A 24695-nucleotide genomic window follows, 5' to 3' on the forward strand; every position below is an offset into this window, starting at 1 on the left:
CGTGGCCGTTTCGTTTGTCTCAGTGAGGAAGGGGAGGGCCCCCCCGCACACGCGGGGCGCCCTTCGCCGTCGTAACCCTCGAAGACCTCAGTTCGCCGTGTCCTCCCGGCGCACCGACAGCAGGTCCTCCAGCTGTTCCTCGCGGGCCTGGGCCGCCACGAACAGCAGTTCGTCGCCGGCCTCCAGGGAGTCCTCCCGGGTCGGGGTGAGGACGCGGGTGCCGCGGATGATGGTGACCAGGGAGGTGTCCTCCGGCCACTCCACATCGCCGACCTGGGTGCCGGCCAGGGCCGACTCCTCCGGGAGGGTGAGTTCGACGAGGTTCGCGTCGCCGTGGCTGAAGCGGAGCAGGCGGACCAGGTCGCCGACGCTCACCGCCTCCTCGACCAGGGCCGACATCAGGCGCGGGGTCGACACGGCGACGTCCACGCCCCAGGACTCGTTGAACAGCCACTCGTTCTTCGGGTTGTTGACGCGTGCGACGACGCGCGGGACGCCGTACTCCGTCTTCGCCAGCAGGGAGACGACCAGGTTGACCTTGTCGTCGCCGGTCGCGGCGATCACCACGTTGCAGCGCTGGAGCGCGGCCTCGTCCAGCGAGGTGATCTCACAGGCGTCCGCGAGCAGCCACTCCGCCTGGGGGACCCGCTCGACCGAGATGGCGGTCGGCGCCTTGTCGATGAGAAGGACCTCGTGGCCGTTCTCCAGCAGTTCGCCCGCGATCGAGCGGCCGACCGCACCGGCTCCGGCAATGGCGACCCTCATCAGTGACCGCCCTCTTCTTCGGGGCCCTCGGCGAAGGACGCCTCGACCTTCTCGATGTCGTCCGTACGCATCATCACGTGCACCAGGTCACCCTCCTGGAGCACCGTCTGCGAGGTGGGCAGGATCGCCTCGCCGAGGCGGGTCAGGAACGCCACGCGGACGCCCGTCTCCTCCTGCATCCTGCTGATCTTGTGGCCGACCCAGGCGGTCGAGGCGTGCACCTCGGCCAGTTGGACGCCACCGGTGGGATCACGCCACAGCGGCTCCGCGCCGGACGGCAGCAGACGGCGCAGCATCTGGTCCGCCGTCCAGCGGACCGTGGCCACCGTGGGGATGCCCAGGCGCTGGTAGACCTCGGCGCGCCGGGGGTCGTAGATCCGCGCCGCGACGTTCTCGATGCCGAACATCTCGCGGGCCACGCGCGCGGCGATGATGTTGGAGTTGTCGCCGCTGGAGACCGCGGCGAAGGCGCCGGCCTCCTCGATGCCCGCCTCACGCAGGGTGTCCTGGTCGAAGCCGACTCCGTTGACACGACGACCACCGAAACCGGAGCCCAGTCGTCGGAAGGCGGTGGGGTCCTGGTCGATCACGGCGACCGTGTGCCCCTGTTGCTCCAGGGTCTGGGCGAGAGCGGAACCCACTCTCCCGCAGCCCATGATGACGATGTGCACGACCGTCCTTCCGGTGTCAATAGTTACTGCTCAGCCACATCAGGGTCTCAGACCGAGGCCCAAGCTACACACGCGCGGTAGGACGACGGCACCCCCGTGCACGGTTGCCGTGTCCCGGCCCCGGTCAGCGCCGACTGATGCTGCGGACGCTCGCGAGGGTCAGGATTCCGAGGCCGACGAGGGTTGCCGCGGCGCCGATCAGCTCTGCGGACGTGTGCATGGATCCTCCGGGTCGGGGCTTCGAGGGAGCTACGAGGGTGGGGTCTTGTCATATAGACATGCGGACCCGGTCACCTGCGGAATCCGTAGCCGGGACGGCCACCGATTTCACCCGGAGAGCAGATGGAGAGCAGATGCGGGGTGCCGGGTGGTTGGGCGCCCGTTCGAACGCTTACGCTTCACTGTTGTGTCCAAACTGACCGACGTGCCCAAACGCATCCTGATCGGGCGCGCCCTGCGCAGTGACCGGCTGGGGGAAACGCTCCTGCCGAAGCGCATCGCCCTCCCCGTGTTCGCCTCCGACCCGCTGTCCTCCGTGGCGTACGCGCCGGGCGAGGTGCTGCTGGTCCTGTCCATCGCGGGTGTGTCGGCGTACCACTTCAGCCCCTGGATCGCCGTGGCGGTCGTCGTGCTGATGTTCACGGTGGTCGCCTCCTACCGGCAGAACGTGCACGCGTACCCGAGCGGCGGCGGCGACTACGAGGTGGCCAACACCAACCTCGGCCCCAAGGCGGGCCTCACCGTCGCCAGCGCCCTGCTCGTCGACTACGTCCTCACGGTCGCCGTCTCCATCGCCTCCGGCATCGAGAACCTCGGCTCGGCGGTGCCCTTCGTCGTCCAGCACAAGGTGCTGTGCGCGATCGCCGTGATCGTTCTGCTCACCCTGATGAACCTGCGCGGCATGAAGGAGTCCGGCTCGCTGTTCGCGATTCCGACGTACGTCTTCGTCACGGGCGTGTTCATCATGATCGCGTGGGGTGCGTTCCGCGGTCTGGTGCTGGGCGACACCATGCGGGCACCCACGGCGGACTATCACATCAAGGCCGAGCACCAGGGCCTGGCCGGATTCGCCCTTGTCTTCCTGCTGCTGCGTGCCTTCTCCTCCGGCTGTGCCGCGCTCACCGGCGTCGAGGCCATCTCCAACGGCGTACCGGCCTTCCGCAAGCCCAAGTCGAAGAACGCGGCGACCACGCTCGCGATGATGGGGCTGCTGGCCGTCACCATGTTCTGCGGGATCATCGCGCTGGCCATGGTGACCAAGGTCCGCATGGCGGAGAACCCGGCCGCCGACCTGATCCACAACGGCGTCGCGATCGGCTCCGGCTATGTACAGAACCCGGTGATCTCCCAGGTCGCCGAGGCCGTCTTCGGCAAGGGCAGCTTCCTGTTCATCGTGCTGGCCGCGGCCACCGCTCTGGTGCTGTTCCTCGCCGCGAACACCGCCTACAACGGCTTCCCGCTGCTCGGCTCGATCCTCGCCCAGGACCGCTACCTGCCGCGCCAGCTGCACACCCGCGGCGACCGCCTCGCCTTCTCCAACGGCATCGTGCTGCTGGCCGGTGCGGCCGGGCTCCTGGTGTGGATCTACGGCGCCGACTCGACCCGGCTGATCCAGCTCTACATCGTCGGCGTGTTCGTGTCCTTCACGCTGAGCCAGACCGGCATGGTCCGGCACTGGAACCGTCACCTGGCCGCCGAGAAGGACGCCGCCAAGCGCAGCCACATGATCCGCTCCCGCGCGATCAACGCCTTCGGCGCCTTCTTCACCGGGCTCGTCCTGGTCGTCGTCCTCGTCACCAAGTTCACGCACGGCGCCTGGGTGGCGCTGCTCGGCATGTGCATCTTCTACGCGACGATGACGGCGATCCGTAAGCACTACGACCGGGTCGCCGAGGAGATCGCCGCCCCCGAGGGCCCGAGCGACGACAGTCTGCGGCCGTCCCGGGTCCACTCCGTCGTGCTGATCTCCAAGATCCACCGCCCGGCGCTGCGGGCCCTCGCCTACGCCAAGCTGATGCGCTCCGACAGCCTGGAGGCGCTCAGCGTCAACGTGGACCCGGCAGAGACCAAGGCGCTGCGCGAGGAGTGGGAAGGGCGCGGGATCACCGTGCCGCTGAAGGTGCTGGACTCGCCGTACCGCGAGATCACGCGGCCGATCATCGACTACGTGAAGGGGCTTCGGAAGGAGTCGCCGCGTGACGTGGTGTCCGTGATCATCCCCGAGTACGTGGTCGGCCACTGGTACGAGCACCTGCTGCACAACCAGAGCGCGCTCCGGCTCAAGGGCCGCCTGCTGTTCACGCCGGGCGTCATGGTGACCTCGGTGCCCTACCAGCTCCAGTCCTCGGAGGCGGCTCGGAACCGGGCCCGCAGGCGGCAGGACTGGAACGCGCCGGGTGCGGTGCGGCGCGGTCCGGCCGTGCACAGGGCGAAGGAGCAGTCGACGCCGAAGTAGACTGGTTGGCTGTCGTCCCGGCCGGTCTCCTTCCGAGCCCGGCCCTTTTCCCCCTTTGACGTTGTGGAGTCACCCCGCCATGCAGGCAGAACCGAAGAAATCACTGGTGGGGGTCGACTACGAGGTCGAGGTGGGGCCGGTCGCCCACGGCGGGCACTGCATCGCCCGTACGGTCGACGGCCAGGTGCTGTTCGTCCGGCACACGCTGCCCGGTGAGCGGATCGTGGCCCGCGTCACCGAGGGCGAGGAGGGCGCGCGCTTCCTGCGTGCGGACGCTGTGGAGATCCTGGAGCCCTCCAAGGACCGGATCGAGGCGCCCTGCCCCTACGCCGGTCCCGGCCGCTGCGGCGGCTGCGACTGGCAGCACGCCAAGCCGGGCGCACAGCGGCGCCTGAAGGGCGAGGTCGTCGCCGAGCAGCTGCAGCGGCTCGCGGGCCTCACCCCCGAGGAGGCCGGCTGGGACGGCACCGTGATGCCGGCCGAGGGCGACAAGCTGCCCGCAGGCGAGGTGCCGCAGTGGCGCACACGCGTGCAGTACGCGGTGGACGCCGACGGCAACGCCGGCCTGCGCCGCCACCGCTCGCACGACGTCGAGCCGATCGAGCACTGCATGATCGCCGCGCAGGGAGTGAGCGAGCTGGGCATCGAGGAGCGCGACTGGTCCGGAATGGCCTCGGTGGAGGCGATCGCCGCCACAGGTTCGCAGGACCGCATGGTCATCCTGGAACCCCGCCCCGGCGCCCGCCTTCCCCTCGTCGAACTCGACAAGCCCGTCTCCGTCATGCGCGTCGAGGAGCACGACGGCGGCATCCACCGCGTCCACGGCCGCGCCTTCGTGCGCGAGCGGGCCGACGGCCGCACCCACCGGGTGGGCAGCGGCGGCTTCTGGCAGGTCCACCCGCAGGCCGCCGACACCCTGGTGAAGGCGGTCATGCAGGGCCTGCTGCCCCGCAAGGGCGACATGGCGCTCGACCTGTACTGCGGCGTCGGCCTCTTCGCGGGCGCCCTCGCCGACCGCATCGGCGACCAGGGCGCGGTGCTCGGCATCGAGTCCGGCAAGCGCGCGGTCGAGGACGCCCGGCACAACCTCGCCGCCTTCGACCGTGTCCGCATCGAGCAGGGCAAGGTGGAGTCCGTCCTGCCGCGCACCGGCATCACCGAGGTCGACCTGATCGTCCTGGACCCGCCCCGGGCGGGCGCCGGCCGCAAGACGGTCGAGCACATGGCGTCGCTGAAGGCGCGGAAGATCGCCTACGTCGCCTGCGATCCGGCCGCGCTGGCGCGGGACCTCGGGTACTTCCGGGACGGCGGGTACCGGGTGCGGACGCTCAGGGTGTTCGACCTCTTCCCGATGACCCACCACATGGAGTGCGTGGCGATTCTGGAGCCCTCGACCAAGTGACCCCCGGGAGGCCGGCCGCATGAGGATCTCGCAACGGGCCCAGTCCGTCGCGCCGTTCTACGCCATGGAGTTCGGCAAGCGGGCCGCGGCGCTGGAGGCCGAGGGGCGGCACGTCGTCAAACTCAGTCTCGGGGAACCGGACTTCGGGGCGCCGCCGGCCGTGCTGGACGCGATGCGGGACGTCGTGGGCAGCCGGCCGATGAGCTACACCGGGGCCCTCGGCCTGCCCGGGCTGCGGCAGGCGATCACGCGGTTCTACGGCGAACAGCACGGCGTCGACATCGATCCCGGCCGGGTCGTCGTGACCGCCGGGGCCTCGGCCGCGCTGGTGCTGGGCGCCGCCGCCCTCGTGGATCCGGGCGACGAGGTGCTCATCGCCGACCCGTCCTACCCCTGCAACCGGCAGATCGCCGAGAGCTTCGGCGCGCGGGTCACGCTCGTGCCCACGTCGGCCGCGTCCCGGTACCAGTTGGACGCCGGTTCCGTGGGGTCGTACTGGAAGGACCGCACCCGCGGGATCATGGTCGCCAGTCCGTCGAATCCGACCGGCACCTCGGTGCCGGCCGACGAGCTCGCGGCGATCTGCGGCCTCGCCCGGGAGCGGGACGCCTGGCGGATCGTCGACGAGATCTACCTCGACCTCGGCGACCACGACGAGCACGGGCGGCCGCCGCGCAGTGTGCTGTCGTACGACGAGGAAGCCGTCGTCATCAACAGCTTCTCGAAGTACTTCGGGATGACCGGCTGGCGGCTGGGCTGGTGTGTCGTGCCCGAGGCGCTGGTGCCCGCGCTGGAGCGGCTGGCCCAGAACTACATGATCTGCGCCTCCACCCCCGCCCAGCACGCGGCGCTCGCGTGCTTCACGCCCGAGTCGCTCGCCGTGTGCGAGGAGCGGCGGGCCGAGTTCGGACGGCGGCGGGCGCTCGTGCTCGACGGGCTGTCACAGATCGGACTGCCGGTGCCCGTGCCGCCCGACGGGGCGTTCTACGTCTACTTCGACGTCAGCGGCACCGGGCTCACCTCGTGGGAGTTCTGCGGGCGGGCGCTGACGGAGGCGCAGGTCGCGCTCACCCCGGGCCGGGACTTCGGGGTGGCCACCGCCGAGACGCATGTACGGCTGTCCTACGCCGCCTCGGCCGACGAACTGCGCGAGGGGATCGCGCGGCTCGGGAAGTTCGTCGCCACGCTGTCGTAGAAACGCCGATGTCCCGGTCGGCCCGTGCGGGCCGACCGGGACATCAGTGGTTCATCAGACCAGGTCGAAGCGGTCGAGGTTCGAGACCTTGACCCACGCGTCGACGAAGTCCTTCACGAACTTCTCCTTGGCGTCGTCGCTCGCGTAGACCTCCGCGAGGGCGCGCAGCTCGGAGTTGGAGCCGAAGACCAGGTCGGCACGGGTGCCGGTCCACTTCAGCTTGCCCGTCTCCGCGTCACGGCCCTCGAAGGTGGTCTGGTCCTCGGAGGTCGACTTCCACTCCGTGCCCAGGTCGAGCAGGTTGACGAAGAAGTCGTTCGTCAGGGTGCCCGGGGTGGCGGTGAAGACGCCGTGCGCCGAGCCGCCCTGGTTGGCGCCGAGGACACGCAGACCGCCGACGAGGACGGTCAGCTCGGGCGCGCTCAGGGTGAGCAGGTTGGCGCGATCGAGCAGCAGGTACTCGGCCGGCAGGCGGTTGCCCTTGCCCAGGTAGTTGCGGAACCCGTCCGCGACCGGCTCCAGCGCGGCGAACGACTCCGGGTCGGTGTGCTCCTCGGTGGCGTCCACGCGGCCCGGGGTGAAGGGGACCTCCACGTTGTGGCCCGCGTCCCGGGCGGCCTTCTCGACCGCGGCGGCGCCGCCGAGGACGATCAGGTCGGCCAGGGAGACCTTCTTGGCACCGGAGTTGAACTCCGACTGGACGCCCTCCAGGACCCGCAGGACCTGGGCGAGCTCGTCGGGGTTGTTGACCTCCCAGCCGCGCTGGGGCTCCAGGCGGATACGGGCGCCGTTGGCACCGCCGCGCTTGTCGCTGCCGCGGAACGTCGAGGCCGACGCCCACGCGGTGGAGACGAGCTGCGAGACCGTCAGGCCCGAGTCGAGGAGCTTGGCCTTGAGGGCCGTGACGTCGGCGGCGTCGATGGTCTCGCCCTCCGCCTGCGGCAGCGGGTCCTGCCACAGCAGGGTTTCCGCCGGGACCTCCGGGCCGAGGTACAGGGACTTCGGGCCCAGGTCACGGTGGGTCAGCTTGTACCAGGCGCGGGCGAAGGCGTCCGCGAACTCGGCCGGGTTCTCGTGGAAGCGCTTCGAGATCTCGCCGTAGATCGGGTCGAAACGCAGCGAGAGGTCGGTGGTGAGCATCGTGGGCAGCTTCTTGGAGTCGCTGTGGGCGTCGGGGATGATCGCCTGCGCGTCCTTGGCCACCCACTGGTTGGCGCCGGCGGGGCTCTGGGTGAGCTCCCACTCGTAGCCGAAGAGGATGTCGAAGAAGTCGTTGCTCCACTGGGTGGGCTTGGTGGTCCAGGTGACCTCGAGACCGGAGGTGATGGCGTCGCCGCCCTTGCCGGTGCCGTAGGTGGACTTCCAGCCCAGGCCCTGGTCCTCGATCGAGGCGGCCTCGGGGTCGTTGCCGACCGCGTCGGCCGGGCCGGCGCCGTGGGTCTTTCCGAAGGTGTGACCGCCGGCGATGAGGGCGACGGTCTCCTCGTCGTTCATCGCCATGCGGCGGAACGTCTCACGGATGTCGCGGGCCGCGGCCAGCGGGTCCGGGTTGCCGTTGGGGCCCTCCGGGTTGACGTAGATGAGACCCATCTGCACGGCACCGAGCGGGTTCTCCAGCTCACGGTCGCCGGTGTAGCGCTGGTCGTCGAGCCAGGTGGTCTCGGGACCCCAGTACACGTCCTCGTCGGCCTCCCAGACGTCGGCACGGCCGCCGGCGAAGCCGAAGGTCTCGAAGCCCATCGTCTCCAGGGCCACGTTGCCCGTGAGGATCATGAGGTCGGCCCAGGAGATGGACTGGCCGTACTTCTTCTTGACCGGCCACAGCAGACGGCGGGCCTTGTCCAGGTTGCCGTTGTCGGGCCAGCTGTTCAGGGGCGCGAAGCGCTGCTGGCCACGGCCGCCACCGCCGCGGCCGTCGCTGATGCGGTAGGTGCCGGCGCTGTGCCAGGCCATCCGGATCATCAGCGGGCCGTAGTTGCCGAAGTCCGCGGGCCACCAGTCCTGCGAGGTGGTCAGCACCTCGGCGATGTCCTGCTTCACGGCCGCCAGGTCGAGGTTCTGGAACGCCTGGGCGTAGTCGAAGGACTCACCGAGCGGGTTCGCGACGACCGGGTCCTTGGCCAGGATCTTCAGGTTCAGGCGCTCGGGCCACCACTGGCGGTTGCCGCCGCCCTGGGTGGGGTGCGCGGCGCGCGTGTGCGCGACCGGGCAGCCACCGGTGCCGTCGGTCTTGGCGTCGGTGACGATTGCGTCGGGGTTCTCAGACATGAGGGTCCTTCCGAACGGGGTGGATCAGGGTGCTGACGTAAGGGCTTGGGGGGTGCAGGCGGTGCACAGGCCCCAGTAGATGACCTCGGCCTCGTCGATCGAGAAGCCGCGGTCGTCCGAAGCTGTGAGACAGGGTGCGTGACCGACGGCACAGTCGACGTCGACGACGGCCCCGCACGAGCGGCAGACCAGGTGATGGTGGTTGTCACCGACCCGCCCCTCGAACCGGGCCGGGCTGCCCGGCGGCTCGATGCGGCGCACGAGACGCGCCGCGGTGAGCGAGTGCAGGGCCTCGTACACGGCCTGGAGGGATATGTGGCCGAGACGGTCGCGCACTCCCGTGGCGATCGCGTCGGCCGGGAGGTGGTCACCGGCCCGGACGGTCTCGAGCAGTGCGACGCGCGCGGCCGTCACCCGCAGGCCGGCACCGCGCAGCTCGTCCGCGGTGTTCGGAGGCTGGGGGGCGGTCATGCGCCCAACCTACCCCCACAAACACGAATGGTTCAAGAAATGGAACTGTTCCAGATTTGTGTCGCGTCGGATCGGGGCGGATCCGGGCGATCGCGGGGTCCGGATACGCTCACAACCGTCTCCTGTTCCGTGTGCGGGCGGTGTAACTCCTGATGAACGGCTTGGGAGACATCCGCGTAATGGGCAGTTCGTACCGTCGACGGAGATCGAACTGTCGAGGTACAGGAGGCGTGCCGGTGGTGCGGACGGTGTGCTCGTACTGCGGTGTGGGCTGCGGCATGGTCCTCGACATCGGCATGGGCCCGGACGGGCGCCGTACGGTCCTCAAGGCGTCCGGTGACAAGGAGCACCCCGCCAACTTCGGAAAGCTGTGCACCAAGGGCGCGACCACCGCCGACATGCTCTCCGCGCCCGGGCGCCTCGCGACCGCCCTGGTGCGGCCCGAGCGCGGCGAGGAACCGGTGCCGGAGCCCGTCGCCGCGGCGATCACCGGGACGGCCCGGCGGCTGCGCGCGATCATCGACGAGCACGGGCCCGACGCGGTCGCCTTCTACGTCTCCGGGCAGATGAGCCTCGAAGCCCAGTACCTGGCGAACAAGCTCGCCAAGGGGTTCGTGCGCACCAACCAGATCGAGTCGAACTCCCGGCTGTGCATGGCGAGCGCCGGCACCGGCTACAAGCTCTCGCTCGGCGCGGACGGTCCGCCCGGCTCCTACCAGGACTTCGACAAGGCCGACCTCTTCTTCGTCATCGGCTCCAACATGGCCGACTGCCACCCCGTCCTCTTCCTGCGGATGATGGAGCGGGTGAAGTCGGCGGGTGCCAAGGTGATCGTCGTGGACCCGCGGCGCACCGCCACCGCCGCGAAGGCCGACCTGTTCCTGCAGATCAAGCCGGGCGCCGACCTCGCGCTGCTGAACGGGCTGCTGCACCTGCTGCACGCGGACGGCCGCATCGACCCCGAGTTCATCGCCGCCCACACCGAGGGCTGGGAGGCGATGCCCGAGTTCCTTGCCGACTACACGCCCGCGGCCGTGGCCGAGATGACGGGCCTCGCCGAGGACGACATCCGGGAGGCGGCGCGGCTCATCGGATCAGCCGGTGAGTGGATGAGCCTGTGGACCATGGGGCTCAACCAGTCCACGCACGGCACCTGGAACACCAACGCCCTGGTCAACCTGCACCTCGCCACCGGCGCCATCTGCCGCCCCGGCAGCGGCCCCTTCTCCCTCACCGGCCAGCCCAACGCCATGGGCGGCCGCGAGATGGGCTACATGGGCCCGGGCCTGCCCGGCCAGCGGTCCGTCCTCGTCGACGACGAGCGGGCCTTCGTGGAGGAGCTGTGGGAGCTGCCGCCGGACACCCTGCGCGCCGACGGCGTCGGTAAGGGCACCGTCGAGATGTTCCAGAAGATGGCCGACGGCGAGATCAAGGCGTGCTGGATCGTCTGCACCAACCCGGTCGCCTCCGTCGCCAACCGCCGCACCGTCATCGAGGGCCTGGAGGCCGCCGAGTTCGTCGTCACCCAGGACGTCTTCGCCGACACCGAGACCAACGCGTACGCCGACGTCGTGCTGCCCGGCGCGCTGTGGACGGAGGGCGAGGGCGTCTTCGTCAACAGCGAGCGCAACCTCACGCTGACCCAGGCGGTGACCGATCCGCCCGGAGAGGCGATGCCGGACTGGCGGATCATCGCCGCCGTCGCGTGCGAGATGGGGTACGAGAAGGGGTTCTCCTACGACAGCGCCGAGGACGTCTTCGAGGAGATCAAGCAGGCCCGGAACCCGAAGACGGGCTGGGACCTGCGCGGAGTCTCCTACGATCGGCTCCGCGCGACGCCGGTGCAGTGGCCGGCCGCGAGCGCGGACGGGCCCGACCGGAACCCGATCCGGTACGTGGGGGAGGACGGCGCGCTGCGGTTCCCCACCGCGAGCGGGCGCGGCGTCTTCTACGCCAGGCCGCACATACCGCCGGCCGAGATGCCGGACGACGACTACCCGTTCGTCCTGAACACCGGGCGGCTCCAGCACCAGTGGCACACGCTGACGAAGACGGCGAAGGTCGCGAAGCTCAACAAGCTGAACCCGGGGCCCTTCGTGGAACTGCATCCGCGGGACGCCGACCTGTTGGGGATCGCGGAGGGGGACTCCGTGGAGGTGGCGTCCCGGCGTGGGCGGGCCGTGCTGCCCGCGGTAGTGACGGATCGGGTGCGGCCGGGCTGCTGCTTCGCGCCCTTCCACTGGAACGACCTCTTCGGGGAGTACCTGAGCGTCAACGCGGTGACGAGCGACGCGGTGGATCCGCTGTCGTTCCAGCCGGAGTTCAAGGTGTGCGCGGTGTCGCTGACCAAGGTGCCGACGCCGGTGACGGTCCGGACGCCTGCGGTGGGGGCGGTGGGTACGCCGGGTGGAGTGACCGCGGGCTCGGGTGACGGGGTGGTCGGTGCCGGTGCCTCCGGCGGGGTGGTGGCTGGTGCGGGTGCGGGTGCGGGTGCGGGTGCGGGCTTCGGTGCGGATGCGGATGGGGATGCCGTGGGGGCCGTGCCCGCCTCGGCGTCTGCTGAGCTTGAAGGTGTCCCCGCCGCCGCGGGCGCAGCGAGTGTCTTCGGCCTCGCTCCCGCGGGGCCGCCCGTCCTCACCGCCCAGGAGCGCCAGTACCTGGTCGGCTTCCTCGCGGGCATACCCGCGGGCGCCCCGGGTGTGCCGGTGCTGCCGCCCGACGCGCCCTTCAGCCCCGAACACGCCCTGTGGGTGAACGGCACACTCGCCGGGATGTACTCACGGGCGGCGCCCATACAGGCGCCGGCCACACAAGCCCCGGCTGCACACCTCCAGGTCACGCAGTCCCCGGGCGGTGTCCGGCACCGTGAGGTCGTCATCCTGTGGGCCTCGCAGACCGGCAACGCCGAGGAGTTCGCCGCCGCCACCGCGGATCGGCTCACCACCGTCGGTCACAGCGCATCCCTGGTCGGCATGGACCAGGCCGACCTCGGCACGCTGCCGCCCGGCGCCGACCTGCTGCTGATCACCAGCACCTTCGGCGACGGCGACGCCCCCGACAACGGCAGCGGCTTCTGGGACACCCTGGCCGACCCCGGCACCCCCCGCCTGGAGGGACGGCGGTACGCGGTGCTGGCCTTCGGTGACTCGTCCTACGGCGACTTCTGCGGGCACGGCCGCCGTCTCGACCAGCGGCTCGACGAGCTGGGCGCGCTGCGGCTGGCGCCGCGCACCGACTGTGAGCCGGACTTCGAGGACGCGGCACACGGATGGCTGGACGAGGTCCTGACGGCGCTGTCCGGCACCCCGGCCGCCGACGCCGCGACCCCGCTCCCGGCGGCCCCGGCCCCGCTCCCGGCGGCCCCGGCCCCCACCGTGATCCGGGCGGCCCCCGTCGCGGTGCCGCCCCGTGCGAGGAAACCGGCCTCCGTCCTCGCCCGCCTCACCGGCAACCGCCTGCTGAGCCTGCCGGGCGCCGGCAAGGAGGTCCGCAGGTTCACCTTCGACACCCGGGACAGCGGGACCCCGCTCCTGTACGAGGCGGGCGACGCCCTCGGCATCCGGCCGCTCAACTCCGCGGACCTGGTGGAGGAGTGGCTGGCGGTCACCGGCCTGGACGCCGGGGCCGTGGTCGACGTGAACGGCGTCGGCGAGATCCCCGTCGCCGAGGCGTTCCTGCGCCACCTCGACCTCACCGGAATCACCCCGGGACTGCTCCGGTTCGTCGCCGAACGCACCCGTGACCCAAGGGAGTTGAAGAAGCTCCTGCGCCCGGACAACAAGGACGAGCTGGCCAAGTGGGCCTGGGGCCGGCAGGCCGTGGACGTCATCACGGAGTACGGCGTGACGGCCGGCCCGCAGGACTGGGCGAAGACGCTCGGACGCCTCCAGCCGCGGCTGTACTCCATATCGTCCAGCCCGCTGACCGACCCCCACCTGGTCTCCCTCACCGTCTCCGTCGTGCGCTACGAGAACCTGCACGGCAGGCCCAGGCAGGGAGTCTGCTCGCCCTTCCTCGCCGATGCCGCCGCGGACACCCCGGTGCCGGTCCACGTGCAGCGCTCCCCGCACTTCCGGCCGCCGGCCGACTCCGCCACACCCATGGTCATGGTCGGCCCCGGCACCGGCGTCGCGCCCTTCGTCGGTTTCCTGGAGCAGCGCCGCGCCCTCGGCCACCGCGGCCCGAACTGGCTGTTCTTCGGCGAACAGCACAGGGCGACCGACTTCTACTACGAGGACGAACTGACCGGCTTCCTCGCCGACGGCACGCTCTCCCGCCTGGACACCGCCTTCTCCCGCGACCAGCGCGCCAAGGTCTACGTCCAGGACCGGATGCGGGAACACGGGCCGCTGGTGTGGTCGTGGCTCCAGGACGGCGCCCACTTCTACGTGTGCGGCGACGCCTCCCGCATGGCGAAGGACGTCGACGAGGCGCTCAGGGACATCGCGGTCCTGCACGGCGGCCTCGACCGGGCGGGCGCGGCGGCCTACGTGAAGCAACTCGCCGCCGAGAAGCGCTATGTGCGTGACATCTACTGACCGAACCCGTGGGCGGGGTCCCACCCACACGTGGGAGTATCTGTCGCCATGAGGGCGTCCCCTGCGGTCCGGAGCCTGCGCGCGGCGGTGTTCGCCGCGCTCTGTGTGCTGCTGGCCTCCGGGGGACACACACTGGCGACCGGGACGGCGCCGCCGGTGTGGGCGCAGGTCGCCGGATTCGCGCCGGTGTTCGCGGCCGGCTGGCTGCTCGGCGGCCGGGAGCGGTCGCTCGGTGCCATCGGCGCGGCGACCCTCACCTCCCAGGGCGGACTGCACCTGGCCTTCGGCGCGGCACGACCGCACACGGTGATGGTCATGCACGGCATGCGCATGTCCCACTCGGACGTGCACGCCCTGACCCCGCACGCCACCGCGGCCCACGTCTCGGCCGCCGTCCTGCTGACCTGGTGGCTGCGGCGCGGCGAGGCCGCCCTGTGGTCGCTCCTGCGCCGGGCCGTCGCCCTCGTCCCCGGGCTCGTTGCCTGGTGGCGCGGGTACGGCGAGTCCCTCGCACCGGGCTCGGTGCGGCCGGTCACCGAGCAGAGCCCCCGGACACTCCGCCGCCTCCTGCTGCGGCACTCGGTCCACCGACGCGGACCGCCCACCTGGATCCCGTACGCGATCTGACCCCTACACCCCTTTGCTTCGGTACGGAGATCCCTCACCCATGTCCTCAGCACACACCTTCCTGCGTCGCGCCGGCCTCGGCAGCGCGCTCGCCGCCGCCACCGTCCTCACCGCCGCGGGCGTCGCCTCCGCGCACGTCACCGTCCACCCCGACAGGTACGCCAAGGGCGCCACCGACGGCGTGCTGACCTTCCGCGTGCCCGACGAGAGCGACACCGCGAGCACCACGAAGGTCCAGCTGTTCCTGCCCACCGACCACCCCCTGCTGGGCGCGCTCGTCTCCCCGCACGACGGCTGGACCGCCAAGGTCACCGACACCAAGCTCAAGACGCCGGTCAAGACGGACGACGGCACGATCACCGACGCGGTCTCCGAGATCACCTGGACCGGCGGGAAGATCGCCCCCGGCCACTACGAGGACTTCGACGTCGCCTTCGGCCAACTGCCCGACGACACCGCCCAGCTGGCCTTCAAGACGCTTCAGACCTACTCGGACGGCAAGGTCGTCCGCTGGATCGAGGAGGCCGCGTCGGGCGACGACGAGCCGGAGAACCCGGCGCCGGTCCTCAAGCTCACGGCGGCCGCCACCACCTCCAAGAAGGCGTCGCAGACCCCGGCCGCCACCACGAAGGCCTCGGTGAGCGACTCCACCGCGCGCGGCCTCGGCATCGCCGGACTGGTCGTCGGCGTGCTCGGCCTCGCGGCCGGGGCCTTCGCCGTCGTACGGAGCCGCCGTACGCAGTGAGGAAGTAGCTGTGGATTTCCGTACCCACAGGTGACTTCCGGTGCCGGGATGGAAGGATGAGGCGCCATGACAGCAGGGTGGGGTTCGCGCACGGTACGGGCCGCGGTGTTCGCGGCCGTCTGTGTGCTGCTCGCCGCCCTGGGCCACGTCCTCATGTCCGGCGTCCATGTGCCGGGCTGGACACTGGCAGCCGCCCTGGTCGTGACCGGGTGCGCGGGCTGGTGTCTGGCCGGCCGTGAACGCGGGCTGCCGCTGATCGTGGCCGTCGTCGTCGCCGCCCAGACGGCCCTCCACTCGGCGTTCTCCTTCGCACAGCCCACACCGGCGGCGCAGGACATGGGCGCGATGCACATGGAGTCCATGCACACGAACGGCATGGACTCCATGGACGCGGCTCAGGTGGGGGCCTCGTCAGGAGTCGGCGCGCTCGCGTACTGGCTGCCCTTCGGCATGTACGCCGCCCATCTGCTCGCCGCGCTCCTCACCGGTCTCTGGCTGGCGTACGGCGAGCGGGCCGCGTTCCGCATCCTGCGGGCCGTGGCCGGATGGCTGGTCGCCCCGCTGCGGCTGCTGCTCGCCCTGCCCGCCACCCCGCACCGCCCGCGTCTGCGGGTGCGCCGCGCCCGTCCCACGCGGGGGCCGCGGCTTCTCCTTCTCGACCACGCGATCACCCATCGCGGTCCGCCCCTGGGGACGGCTGTCGCCTGACGACAGCCGGCAATCCGAGGCCGCCCCTGTGCGCCTCGGCCCGGTCGTACGCCCACGTATGTGCTCCGCGCACATGTGGTCGCCGCACGGCCGCACCCCTTTCACCGGACCGCCGCGCAGCTGTGTGCACCTGACTTCACGGCGGCAGTCCGGATCACGGCTGACCCGAGAAGGACACCTGGTGATCACTTCCACCCTGCCCGCCCCGGCCGACCTCCGGCGTAAACGGGAGGCCGCCGACGCCTCCGCAACGGCCTGGGCGCTCGCCGCCCGCGCCGGTGACGCGGATGCCGTCGACCACTTCGTACGTGCCCTGCACCGTGACGTCCTGCGTGTCGTCTCCTATCTGTGCGCCGACCCCCAGGCCGTGGACGACCTCGTCCAGGACACGTTTCTGCGGGCGCTCGGCAGTCTGCACCGGTTCGAGGGCCGGTCCTCGGCACGGGTCTGGTTGCTGGCCATCGCCCGCCGGGCGGTGACCGACGGTTTCCGGCACGCCGCCGCTCGGCCCCGCCGGTACGACGGTTCGGATTGGCAGGACGCGGTCGAGCGTGCTCAGCCGCGGGGCGTTCCCGGCTTCGACGACGGGATAGCGCTGCTTGATCTGTTGGGGGCGTTGTCCGATGAGCGGCGGGAGGCGTTCGTGCTCACGCAGATGCTGGGGCTGTCGTACGAGGAGGCGGCTGTGGTGAGTGGGTGCCCGGTGGGGACGGTTCGGTCTCGGGTGGCGCGGGCCAGGGCGGCGCTGATGGAACTGGTGGTGTGAGGGCGCCGAGGCGGGTGCGCTGATGGAACCGGCGGTGTGAGGGCGCCGAGGCGGGTGCCTCGGTTTGTCGTCTCGCGGGTGCGGCGGCGTCGTGGCTGGTAGCGCCCACGCGGCGGAGCCGCATATCGACACAGCCCCGCGCCCGTTGGTTCACTGACCGTTTGTTCTGGAGGTACCGAAGCGGACCTCGGCGTCGGCCCGCCCGCACAGCGCGCGTTCCAGGGTTGCCGTGTCCGTAACGGGCAGTCGGAGCTCCCTCAACCTCTCCTCCGGAGTCGGCGCGGATACCGGCCGGGTGCCCGCCACCGCCCCACGGTGACTACTCCGGCCTCGCCTCCACGGCGAGGTCCGGCATCAGCGCGCACAGCGCCATGCGCTGGTCGGGCCCCATGAAGCGGGCCAGTGCCTCCTTGACCGTCGCGGCGAGGGCGTCCGAGGACTCCTGCAGCAGGAGTCGGCCCTTGTCGGTGAGGGTCACCTCGACGCCCCGCTTGTCGCCACACACCGACGTGCGGGTGACGAGGCCGGCGTGCTGGAGGCAGGCGATCTGGTAGGTGAGCCGGGTCTTGGGGCGGCCGAGGAGTTCCGCGATCTTCGTCATGCGCACACCGGCCGCGGGCCGTGCGCCCAGCAGGCACAGCACCAGGAACTCGTCGTGGGAGACGCCCAGCCGTTCCTTGACGACGGAGCGCAGTTCCTGCTCCACGGCGCCCGTCGCGGCCAGCAGCAGCATCCAGGCGTGCAGCTCGGGCGGCAGGATCCCGTCGGACAGGGAGGGACATTCGGACTGGTCGGCCATAAATTCCAGTGTAACTGTTGTTCAAATTTGGAGTATGGGCTAGCTTGATGTCATCCAAATTTGGACTACAGAATTTCAGAAGTCCATGAGCGCCCCCCGGCGTCCCCCGCACGTCCCCAGGAGTGAGAGACCATGACCGTCGCCGTCGAAACCGGAACCTGGCAGCTCGACCGGACCGCCACCACCGTCGCCCTGAAGCACAAGACGATGTGGGGCCTGGTCACGGTGAAGGGCGCCTTCACCACCGTGGACGGTCAGGGCGAGGTCCGGTCCGACGGATCCGCCGTCGGCACCCTGACCCTCGACCCCGCCTCCCTCGACACCAAGAACGCCAAGCGTGACGAGCACCTGCGCGGGGCCGACTTCTTCGACGTCGCGAACCACCCCGAGATCACCTTCGCGGTGCGCAGCGCCGAGCTGCGGGACGGCGACCAGGTGCATGTGATCGGCCAGCTCACCGTGCGCGGCATCAGCCGCCCCCAGTCCCTCACCGCACAGCTCACCGACGCGAGCGCCGACGCGGTCACGCTGAACGCCGAGTTCTCGGTGGACCGCGACCACTTCGGCCTGAGCTGGAACCAGCTGGGCATGATCCGCGGCCTGACCACGGTCACCGCCGCGCTCCGCTTCACGCGGTCCGCGGCCTGACCCGTCAGGTCGTCGGCAACGTGACCCAGGCGCTCGACAGCGTCTGCGGCGAGGACGTGAACACCCGGATCCGGACCCGCTGACCCGGCTTCGGCAGGGCGTACGTCCCCTCGGGCGGCCGCAGTTCATAGGTGGCCGTCGCATGGGCGGCCAGCGTGCGCGGCCCCCGCAGGACCGAGAAGTACGGGTACATGCCCTGGCCCCGCGTCAGCGTGAAGTGGGGGGTCAGGGCGTCGTCGTCGGTGTTGGTGACGCGGAGGGTCAGCCGGGAGAGCGTACGGGAGTCGTGGTGCAGCGCGGTGACCTCCATGCGCAGGGGCGGTGAGCCGGTGGCAGCCAGCACCGCGCTCACCAGCGCAGGACTCAGCAGCAAGGCGGCCGCGGCGATCCGCGCGGGGCGCCGGTGCGGACCACCGAGCCGGCCGGTGAACGGCTGCCAGGCCCCGGAGAACTCGGACGCGGGCGCGGTGACCGCAGCCGCGAGCCACAGCGGGGTCATCATCAGGTAGTAGCCGTCCTGCGAACGGGTCGCCAGATAGAACGCCAGCCACGGCAGCACGGTCGCCGCCGGACCCAGCCGGCGCACGAACAGCACGAACAGCGCCAGCAGACCGGCGAGCAGCAGCAGGCTCGCGTACCCGTACCAGTCGAGCCGGTCGCTGCCGTCCGTGAGATACAGCGACACGCCCACCAGGCCCTGCCCGTGCAGCACCGCGCCCTGGATCAGCGGCAGCGCGATCCCCTTGAACCACGCGACCGGCTGGCTCACGACGAAATACGTGTTGATCAGCAGCCATACGGTCATGGCGACCCCGGCGAGCCGCAGCACCACCAGACCCGCCGCACGTCTGCCGAGCTCCCCGCGCCGCACGGCGTAGATCCCGGCGACGAGGAACGGCGCCAGGAACCACGGCAGTTGCTGGGCCGCGCACGCCGCGCCCAGACAGGCGGCCTGCGCCACCCCGGCCGCCCCCAGCCGCCCGCCCCGCCCGATCCGGGGCCAGCGCACCACCACCGGCACCAGCAGGGCCAGCGCCAGGATCGCCGGGTAGCCGAGCCTGCCGTACATGGGAATCATCGAGAACCCCAGGCACGCCATGGTCGCCGCCGACCGCCACGGCACGGGCAGCAGCCGCCACAGCACGACCGTGCCGACGAGCAGCGCGCCGGTGCTCATCGCTATGGCGGGCAGGCCACCGTGCCCGAGCCACAACAGGGGCGCGGTCAACAGCGGGGCGAGCGGGGGATAGCCGTACGTGTAGTCGTAGCCGCCCGTGACGGTCGGGGTCAGCGCGATGCCGTGGCCGCCGAACAGCCAGGGCCAGGGGTGGCCGTAGACGCCGTGTCCTGCGACCAGGTCGCGGGCCGCCTGGGCGGTGAGGACGGACTCGTCGGAGCCGCGGTGGAACAGGACGAACGTGCACAGGGCGAGGGTCAGCCCGGTCACCAGCACGCACAGATCCACGCGCGCCAGGGACCGCCGACCGCGTACCACCAGGGCCAGGACGCCACAGACGAGGATCGAGGCGTAGCAGACGGAGATCAGCATCGCCACGGCAGGACGGTGGGTGGCCGCCTGTGTCCAGACCTCGCGGGTGCCGATGAACAGACTGACGTCCGCGAGCAGCGTCAGGACGCGATGCCACTGCGTGGGGGGTTCCGGGGCGGCGGTCACCGTCGGCTGGGTCCGCCGGCCGGGCGCCGACAGCTGGGTATCCGTCAGGAGCACGGCACCGGACGCTAACCGGGCCCGGTGAGGGGCATGCCGCCGGAGGCCTAGAGTCCGGTGTGAGCCCGGTAAGACCCTTTCGTCATGGTGGGTGGCGGCACTATGTGGCCGTCGATGCGTCGCACACCGTGTCGCTGTTGGGCCGAACGGGTGACTTGGCGTAAGAATGGCTGGTGCAGGCATGGAAAAAAGCGAGTCGGAGCGGGGGAGCCGGTGAACAGGTACGACGTCACCGATGAACAGTGGGAAGGGCTCGCCCAGGTCGTTCCGCTGCGCGGGCGGGACGCGTGGCCGTCGGCGGTCGACCATCGGTCCGTACCGGAGGCGGAGACCGAGGCCCGGCGCCGTTTCGTCGTCCTGCGGATCAATGTCTTCGCGGACGCCCGCGAGGTCGCCGAGACGCTCATGGCGGGCATCCCCGTCCTGCTGGACCTCACCGCCGCAGAGGCGGACGTCGCCAAGCGGGTTCTCGACTTCAGCACAGGCGTCGTGTTCGGACTGGCGAGCGGTATGCACCGGGTGGACCGCAACGTGTTCCTGCTGACACCGGCCGGAACCGAGGTGACGGGGCTGATGGAGGGAGCCGGGATGCCGGGGTCCTGAGCCCCGGACGGTTCGCTCGATCGTAGGAAGGCCACGAGGCAGGAACGGTTCGCCCGCCGGCGGAGTCCTACGGTCCGGATATGCGTGTACCCCCCACATCCCCCACGTCACCGACGCCCCCGACGTCCTCCACGTCCTCCGTCGTCCCGCCCCAGTCGGCTCCTCCGCTCACGGAGCGGTCACCGGGCGGTGAGCGCCGTCCCGGCCGGCCCTGTCTCACCGAACTCCGGCTGTCCGCGTACGCCGCGCACCGGCGGGCCGGGTTACCGCTCGGGCCGCTGACCCTGTTCGCAGGACCCAGCGGCGGCGGCAAGACGAGCGCGCTCAGGGCGTACGAGGCCCTCGCGCGGCTCGGCGGCGGCGCGAGCCTCGCCGAGGTGTTCCCCGACCCCGTCGCCTGCGTCCCGGACCGGGCCCGCCCCGACGCGCAGCGCCGCCGCGGCTTCCGGATCGGCTGCACGGCCGACGGACCCGAGGGACCGGTCCGCCTCGACGTCGCCGTCCAGGCCGAGCCCGAACTGCGCATCGTGGGCGAGCGGTTGACGTCCGGCGGGGTCGTCCTCCTGGAGACCGCCCTGCGCGACCCCTCCCGCCGGACCGTGCAGGCCGCCTGGCACACCGCGGGGGCCGCCCCGGTCACCCGGGCCCCGCTCCCGGACGACCGACTCGGCACCGCGCTTCTTCCGCTGCGCGTGGCCGGCAAGACGGACGGACAGCGGAGCGTCCTCGCCGCCGCCGAACAGATGGTCGTCGCCCTGCGCTCCGTCTTCGGCTGCGATCCACGGCCCGGACGCATGCGGCTGCCCGTCCCGGCCGGCTCCGGACGGCTGCTCGGCGGCTGCGACAACCTCGCCGACGTCCTGTGGCGCACCCGCGCGGAGTGCGGCCGACGGCACGCGCAACTCGTCGCCGCGGTGCGCGCCGGGTGCGCGGGGCCCGTCACCGACGTCCTCGCCGAACCGCTGCTCACCGGAACGGTCCGGGCGCTGCTCGACCGCGGGGACGGCAGCCGTACGGAGCTGAAGCGGCTCGGCGACGGCGAGTTGAGGTACCTCGCCCTCGCGCTGGTGCTGCTCACCGGGCCCGGCGTGCTGGAGGTCGACCCGGCTGGTGAGGTGCCCGCGGCGATGCAGACGCTCACCGTGCTCGCCGACAACCTCGACCGCGGACTGGACGTACGGCAGCGGGCCGAACTGCTGCGACTGGCAGTGCGGATGTGTGAGCGCGGGCACATCCGGCTGGTCGGCGCGGTGAGCGACGCCTCGTGGGCGGCCGGGACGGAGGGCGTCACGGTGGTACACCTGGAGCCGTGACAGAACCTCTTGACGTGGCGAAACTGCAGCGCAGGCTGGCCGAGTTCGCGGCGGCCCGCAACTGGCAGCCCTATCACACCCCCAAGAACCTCGTCGCCGCGCTCAGCGTGGAGGCCTCCGAACTGGTGGAGATCTTCCAGTGGTTGACGCCCGAGGAGTCGGCGCGCGTCATGGACGACCCCGACACCGCGCACCGCGTCAAGGACGAGGTCGCCGACGTGCTCGCGTATCTGCTCCAGCTCTGCGGGGCGCTCGGCGTCGATCCGCTGGCGGCGCTCGACGCGAAGATCGACCGGAACGAGCGGAGGTTTCCGGTGCCGTAAGGAGTGGTCCAGTCCTCTTTCACTCTCCGTGATGAACGGGTGGTCTGAAATCGATTTGTTGTCCACAAATTTCCGCCTACCTCTGGCTTTTCGTTCCGAGCGACCTCACTCTGGGTAGTGAACAAGGGAGTTCGGGCGGACGTGCCGGGGGCGCGTCGCGACAGACGGGGGCAGCCGATGGACGCGGTGCGGCTCATCGTGACGAGCAGGCGTGCCCTGGCCGGGAGCGGCGAGGCGCCTCAGGTCATGGCCGAGGTGTGGCAGGCGCAGGCCCTGGCCCAGGCGATAGGGAGTCGCCTCGCGGTCGCCGGACCACCGGAACTCCGCGGCGAGGCCCTCGGGTTGACCGAGCTCGCGGGCCGTGGCTGCGGTGTCCTGGACCGCCCCGACATCGCCCTGGCGGAGTTGCGGGCCGCCCAGCTCACCGACCTGGGCGACGCCCGCCAGGCCCTGCTCTACCTCGGCGGCCTCCTCGGCGAGGTGGGCATCGCCCTGGTCAGCCTCGCCTGCGCGGCGGACGACGAGACGACGTACTGGCAGTGCATGGAGGCGATCGACGCAGCGGACGAGTCGCGGGACCGGGTCCTGGAGATGCTGCGAAGACTGGCGGACCGGGGGGAGGTGGCGGTGGAACGGGAGGCGGGGTGAACCTTCGGCCGCGGGCCTGGCGGGGGCGGGGTGGGTTTTCGGTCCTGGGCCTGGCCGGGGGTGGGGCGGGTTTTCGGCCGCGGGGCTGGCCGGGGGCGGGGTTTTCGGTCCTGGGCCTGGCGGGGGGCGGGGTGAGGATTCGGTCCTGAGCCTGGCTGGGCCGGGCCGGGGTGAGTATGCGGCCGCAGGCGTGGCCGGGGGGTGCGTTTTCCGGTCCTGGGTCTGGTGAGAGGCGGGTGAGTTGTCGGCCGCGGGCCTGGCGGGGTGCGTGGTGCGTCTTCGTCCTGGGCCTGGCGGAGGTGGGGTGAGCTTTCAGCCGCGGGGGCTCGGTGGGGGCCGGCCGCGCCCCGACCGGGCCGCTCATGCCACAGCCCCACGCCCCTGACTGGGCACAACTGGGCATGCTCCGACTGCACCCACTCAGGGGCGCGGGGAACTGCGCGACCAGCCCCCACCGGACCGCACCCGGCGGCCCCTCATCGGCCCGCGCCCGGCGAACCCCCACCGGGCCCCACCCCGCCGAAACCCTCGGGGCTGTACCCGACGGACCTTCACCGGCTCGCGCCCGGCGGCTCCTCATCGGGCGCGGCCGGCGAACCCCCGCAGGGCCGCACCCGGCCGACCCTCACGGGGCTGTGCCCGACCGACCCTCACGGGGCTGTACCCGGCGGACCCCACCGCCCCCCCCGGGTGACCGCACCCTCAGACGGCCTCCTCCTCGCCGACCCCCCGCCCCGCCGAACCCCCCGCAGACTGAAGATCCGCATCCAACGCCGACAGATCCGCGTTCAGCGACGCCATCAACTCCTCCATCTGCTGCAGCAACCCCTTCGGCTGCCCGGACAGCGGCAAGGTTTCCTCGGACATGACGGCCTCCTCGGCCCAAGTACCCCGACGGCGGGGCCGACGCGGGTAACGGATGACGCACCGGCGACGACAAGCCGGCTCCGCCCGAGCCAACGATCACCAAAGGGCCCGGTCACTGGCACGGTCACCCCTCCCGCACACCGTTGACGAATTTTCACCCGCCCGGGGACCACTGAGGTCACAGGGACCGCTGCGACCACCGTTCACCCCTGCGTGCAGGATGGAGACATGGATCTCCGCATCTTCACCGAGCCCCAGCAGGGCGCGAGCTACGACACCCTCCTCACCGTCGCCAAGGCCACGGAGGACCTCGGTTTCGACGCCTTCTTCCGCTCCGACCACTACCTCCGCATGGGCGACGCCGACGGTCTCCCCGGCCCCACCGACGCCTGGATCACCCTCGCCGGCCTGGCCCGCGAGACCAAGCGCATCCGCCTCGGCACCCTGATGACCGCCGCCACCTTCCGGCTGCCCGGCGTCCTCGCCATCCAGGTCGCCCAGGTCGACCAGATGTCCGGCGGCCGAGTCGAACTGGGCCTGGGCGCAGGCTGGTTCGAGGAAGAGCACGCGGCGTACGGCATCCCGTTCCCGAAGGAGAAGTTCCCCCGCCTGGAGGAGCAGCTGGAGATCGTCACCGGCCTGTGGGCCACGGAGCCCGGCGAGACCTTCGACTTCCACGGCGAGCACTACGACCTCAGCAAGTCACCCGCGCTCCCCAAGCCCGCCCAGGACAAGATCCCCGTACTGATCGGCGGCCACGGCGCGACCCGCACCCCGCGCCTTGCCGCGCGCTACGCCGACGAGTTCAACATGCCGTTCGGCTCGGTCGAGGACAGCGAGGCCCAGTTCGGCCGGGTCCGCGCCGCCGCTCAGGAGGCGGGCCGCGCGGCCGACGCGATCACCTTCTCCAACGCCCTCGTCGTCTGCGTCGGCAAGGACGACCGGGAGGTCGCCCGTCGTGCCGCGGCGATCGGCCGCGAGGTCGACGAGCTCAGGACCAACGGCCTGGCCGGCACCCCCGCCGAGGTCGTCGACAAGATCGGCCGCTACGCCGCCGTGGGCTCGCGCCGGATGTACCTCCAGGTCCTCGACCTCGACGACCTGGACCACCTGGAGCTGATCTCCGCCCAGGTCCAGTCGCAGCTGTCGTAACG

21 protein-coding genes are annotated in these 24695 nt (G+C 71.3%); 14 read left to right on the forward strand and 7 right to left on the reverse strand.

Annotated features, from left to right (window positions below; genetic code table 11):
- Window positions 1-87 precede the first annotated feature (87 nt).
- Window positions 88-765 (reverse strand): potassium channel family protein, encoded by a 678-nt coding sequence (locus ACZ48Z_RS25280; protein ID WP_468738145.1) that lies wholly within the window; start codon window positions 763-765, stop codon window positions 88-90.
- The gene (locus ACZ48Z_RS25285) at window positions 765-1436 is read right to left on the reverse strand and encodes a potassium channel family protein (RefSeq protein WP_328751083.1); all 672 of its coding nucleotides are present in this window, start codon (window positions 1434-1436) and stop codon (window positions 765-767) included. Before ACZ48Z_RS25285 ends, ACZ48Z_RS25280 begins: the two co-directional genes overlap by 1 nt.
- Before the next feature lie 406 nt (window positions 1437-1842).
- Between ACZ48Z_RS25285 and ACZ48Z_RS25290 the strand changes: the two genes are divergently transcribed.
- The 3 genes from ACZ48Z_RS25290 to ACZ48Z_RS25300 all read left to right on the forward strand — a co-directional run bounded on the left by ACZ48Z_RS25290 (window position 1843) and on the right by ACZ48Z_RS25300 (window position 6488).
- Window positions 1843-3891, forward strand: a complete 2049-nt coding sequence (locus ACZ48Z_RS25290) for an APC family permease (RefSeq protein ID WP_468738146.1) — start codon at window positions 1843-1845, stop codon at window positions 3889-3891.
- Between the two features lie 79 nt (window positions 3892-3970).
- Window positions 3971-5293, forward strand: coding sequence for a class I SAM-dependent RNA methyltransferase (locus ACZ48Z_RS25295; protein ID WP_468738147.1), 1323 nt, complete (start codon window positions 3971-3973; stop codon window positions 5291-5293).
- A 19-nt stretch (window positions 5294-5312) separates the two neighbouring features.
- Window positions 5313-6488, forward strand: coding sequence for a pyridoxal phosphate-dependent aminotransferase (locus ACZ48Z_RS25300; RefSeq protein ID WP_468738148.1), 1176 nt, complete (start codon window positions 5313-5315; stop codon window positions 6486-6488).
- A 54-nt stretch (window positions 6489-6542) separates the two neighbouring features.
- Here the strand turns inward: ACZ48Z_RS25300 and katG are convergent, their stop codons facing one another.
- A complete protein-coding gene (gene katG / locus ACZ48Z_RS25305; protein ID WP_468738149.1) occupies window positions 6543-8756 on the reverse strand; it encodes a catalase/peroxidase HPI in 2214 nt (737 codons plus the stop codon).
- A 24-nt stretch (window positions 8757-8780) separates the two neighbouring features.
- A complete protein-coding gene (locus ACZ48Z_RS25310; RefSeq protein ID WP_468738150.1) occupies window positions 8781-9227 on the reverse strand; it encodes a Fur family transcriptional regulator in 447 nt (148 codons plus the stop codon).
- A 179-nt stretch (window positions 9228-9406) separates the two neighbouring features.
- On the opposite strand from ACZ48Z_RS25310, the gene ACZ48Z_RS25315 reads away from it, so the two are divergent.
- The 5 genes from ACZ48Z_RS25315 to ACZ48Z_RS25335 all read left to right on the forward strand — a co-directional run bounded on the left by ACZ48Z_RS25315 (window position 9407) and on the right by ACZ48Z_RS25335 (window position 16611).
- Window positions 9407-13765, forward strand: coding sequence for a molybdopterin-dependent oxidoreductase (locus ACZ48Z_RS25315; RefSeq protein ID WP_468738151.1), 4359 nt, complete (start codon window positions 9407-9409; stop codon window positions 13763-13765).
- A gap of 48 nt (window positions 13766-13813) precedes the next feature.
- Entirely contained in the window at window positions 13814-14392 is a 579-nt protein-coding gene (locus tag ACZ48Z_RS25320) for a hypothetical protein (RefSeq protein ID WP_468738152.1), read from the forward strand.
- Window positions 14393-14432: 40 nt separating this feature from the next.
- A complete protein-coding gene (locus ACZ48Z_RS25325; protein ID WP_468738153.1) occupies window positions 14433-15137 on the forward strand; it encodes a YcnI family copper-binding membrane protein in 705 nt (234 codons plus the stop codon).
- 66 nt (window positions 15138-15203) lie between these two features.
- Window positions 15204-15845 (forward strand): hypothetical protein, encoded by a 642-nt coding sequence (locus ACZ48Z_RS25330; RefSeq protein ID WP_468738154.1) that lies wholly within the window; start codon window positions 15204-15206, stop codon window positions 15843-15845.
- Window positions 15846-16026: 181 nt separating this feature from the next.
- Complete coding sequence (locus ACZ48Z_RS25335; RefSeq protein WP_468738155.1) at window positions 16027-16611, forward strand: sigma-70 family RNA polymerase sigma factor; 585 nt, start codon at window positions 16027-16029, stop codon at window positions 16609-16611.
- A gap of 319 nt (window positions 16612-16930) precedes the next feature.
- On the opposite strand, the gene ACZ48Z_RS25340 is transcribed toward ACZ48Z_RS25335, so the two are convergent.
- A complete protein-coding gene (locus ACZ48Z_RS25340) occupies window positions 16931-17410 on the reverse strand; it encodes a MarR family winged helix-turn-helix transcriptional regulator (RefSeq protein ID WP_468738156.1) in 480 nt (159 codons plus the stop codon).
- Between the two features lie 132 nt (window positions 17411-17542).
- On the opposite strand from ACZ48Z_RS25340, the gene ACZ48Z_RS25345 reads away from it, so the two are divergent.
- Window positions 17543-18058, forward strand: coding sequence for a YceI family protein (locus tag ACZ48Z_RS25345; protein ID WP_468738157.1), 516 nt, complete (start codon window positions 17543-17545; stop codon window positions 18056-18058).
- A gap of 4 nt (window positions 18059-18062) precedes the next feature.
- Here ACZ48Z_RS25345 and ACZ48Z_RS25350 read toward each other — a convergent pair whose 3' ends face one another.
- Window positions 18063-19787, reverse strand: a complete 1725-nt coding sequence (locus tag ACZ48Z_RS25350; RefSeq protein WP_468738158.1) for a hypothetical protein — start codon at window positions 19785-19787, stop codon at window positions 18063-18065.
- Window positions 19788-20000: 213 nt separating this feature from the next.
- Between ACZ48Z_RS25350 and ACZ48Z_RS25355 the strand changes: the two genes are divergently transcribed.
- From ACZ48Z_RS25355 to ACZ48Z_RS25370, 4 genes are all read left to right on the forward strand, one after another.
- The gene (locus ACZ48Z_RS25355; protein WP_468738159.1) at window positions 20001-20390 is read left to right on the forward strand and encodes a cell division protein SepF; all 390 of its coding nucleotides are present in this window, start codon (window positions 20001-20003) and stop codon (window positions 20388-20390) included.
- Between the two features lie 80 nt (window positions 20391-20470).
- Window positions 20471-21703: an AAA family ATPase gene (locus ACZ48Z_RS25360; protein ID WP_468738160.1), complete on the forward strand. Its 1233-nt coding sequence runs from the start codon at window positions 20471-20473 to the stop codon at window positions 21701-21703.
- Window positions 21700-22026 carry a nucleotide pyrophosphohydrolase gene (locus tag ACZ48Z_RS25365; RefSeq protein ID WP_468738161.1) on the forward strand — a complete coding sequence of 109 codons (327 nt, stop codon included), beginning with the start codon at window positions 21700-21702 and terminating at the stop codon, window positions 22024-22026. Before ACZ48Z_RS25360 ends, ACZ48Z_RS25365 begins: the two co-directional genes overlap by 4 nt.
- A 177-nt stretch (window positions 22027-22203) precedes the next feature.
- Window positions 22204-22674 carry a DUF6099 family protein gene (locus ACZ48Z_RS25370; protein ID WP_468738162.1) on the forward strand — a complete coding sequence of 157 codons (471 nt, stop codon included), beginning with the start codon at window positions 22204-22206 and terminating at the stop codon, window positions 22672-22674.
- A 702-nt stretch (window positions 22675-23376) separates the two neighbouring features.
- Here the strand turns inward: ACZ48Z_RS25370 and ACZ48Z_RS25375 are convergent.
- On the reverse strand, window positions 23377-23541 hold the full coding sequence (locus tag ACZ48Z_RS25375) for a hypothetical protein (RefSeq protein ID WP_468738163.1): 165 nt from the start codon (window positions 23539-23541) through the stop codon (window positions 23377-23379).
- 228 nt (window positions 23542-23769) lie between these two features.
- Between ACZ48Z_RS25375 and ACZ48Z_RS25380 the strand changes: the two genes are divergently transcribed.
- Entirely contained in the window at window positions 23770-24693 is a 924-nt protein-coding gene (locus ACZ48Z_RS25380) for an LLM class F420-dependent oxidoreductase (protein ID WP_468738164.1), read from the forward strand.
- The last annotated feature ends 2 nt before the right edge of the window (window positions 24694-24695 follow it).

Source organism: Streptomyces sp. NPDC031225 (genome assembly GCF_055570355.1).

Excerpts from the sequence above, each read along its gene's own strand:
- ACZ48Z_RS25320 (WP_468738152.1), top strand. The coding sequence starts at position 13,814 with ATGAGGGCGTCCCCTGCGGTCCGGAGCCTGCGCGCGGCGGTGTTCGCC.
- ACZ48Z_RS25330 (WP_468738154.1), top strand. The coding sequence starts at position 15,204 with ATGACAGCAGGGTGGGGTTCGCGCACGGTACGGGCCGCGGTGTTCGCG.
- katG (WP_468738149.1), bottom strand. The coding sequence starts at position 8,756 with ATGTCTGAGAACCCCGACGCAATCGTCACCGACGCCAAGACCGACGGC.
- ACZ48Z_RS25340 (WP_468738156.1), bottom strand. The coding sequence starts at position 17,410 with ATGGCCGACCAGTCCGAATGTCCCTCCCTGTCCGACGGGATCCTGCCG.
- ACZ48Z_RS25295 (WP_468738147.1), top strand. The coding sequence starts at position 3,971 with ATGCAGGCAGAACCGAAGAAATCACTGGTGGGGGTCGACTACGAGGTC.
- ACZ48Z_RS25315 (WP_468738151.1), top strand. The coding sequence starts at position 9,407 with ATGGGCAGTTCGTACCGTCGACGGAGATCGAACTGTCGAGGTACAGGA.
- ACZ48Z_RS25345 (WP_468738157.1), top strand. The coding sequence starts at position 17,543 with ATGACCGTCGCCGTCGAAACCGGAACCTGGCAGCTCGACCGGACCGCC.
- ACZ48Z_RS25325 (WP_468738153.1), top strand. The coding sequence starts at position 14,433 with ATGTCCTCAGCACACACCTTCCTGCGTCGCGCCGGCCTCGGCAGCGCG.
- ACZ48Z_RS25370 (WP_468738162.1), top strand. The coding sequence starts at position 22,204 with ATGGACGCGGTGCGGCTCATCGTGACGAGCAGGCGTGCCCTGGCCGGG.
- ACZ48Z_RS25280 (WP_468738145.1), bottom strand. The coding sequence starts at position 765 with ATGAGGGTCGCCATTGCCGGAGCCGGTGCGGTCGGCCGCTCGATCGCG.
- ACZ48Z_RS25375 (WP_468738163.1), bottom strand. The coding sequence starts at position 23,541 with ATGTCCGAGGAAACCTTGCCGCTGTCCGGGCAGCCGAAGGGGTTGCTG.
- ACZ48Z_RS25380 (WP_468738164.1), top strand. The coding sequence starts at position 23,770 with ATGGATCTCCGCATCTTCACCGAGCCCCAGCAGGGCGCGAGCTACGAC.
- ACZ48Z_RS25300 (WP_468738148.1), top strand. The coding sequence starts at position 5,313 with ATGAGGATCTCGCAACGGGCCCAGTCCGTCGCGCCGTTCTACGCCATG.
- ACZ48Z_RS25360 (WP_468738160.1), top strand. The coding sequence starts at position 20,471 with ATGCGTGTACCCCCCACATCCCCCACGTCACCGACGCCCCCGACGTCC.
- ACZ48Z_RS25310 (WP_468738150.1), bottom strand. The coding sequence starts at position 9,227 with ATGACCGCCCCCCAGCCTCCGAACACCGCGGACGAGCTGCGCGGTGCC.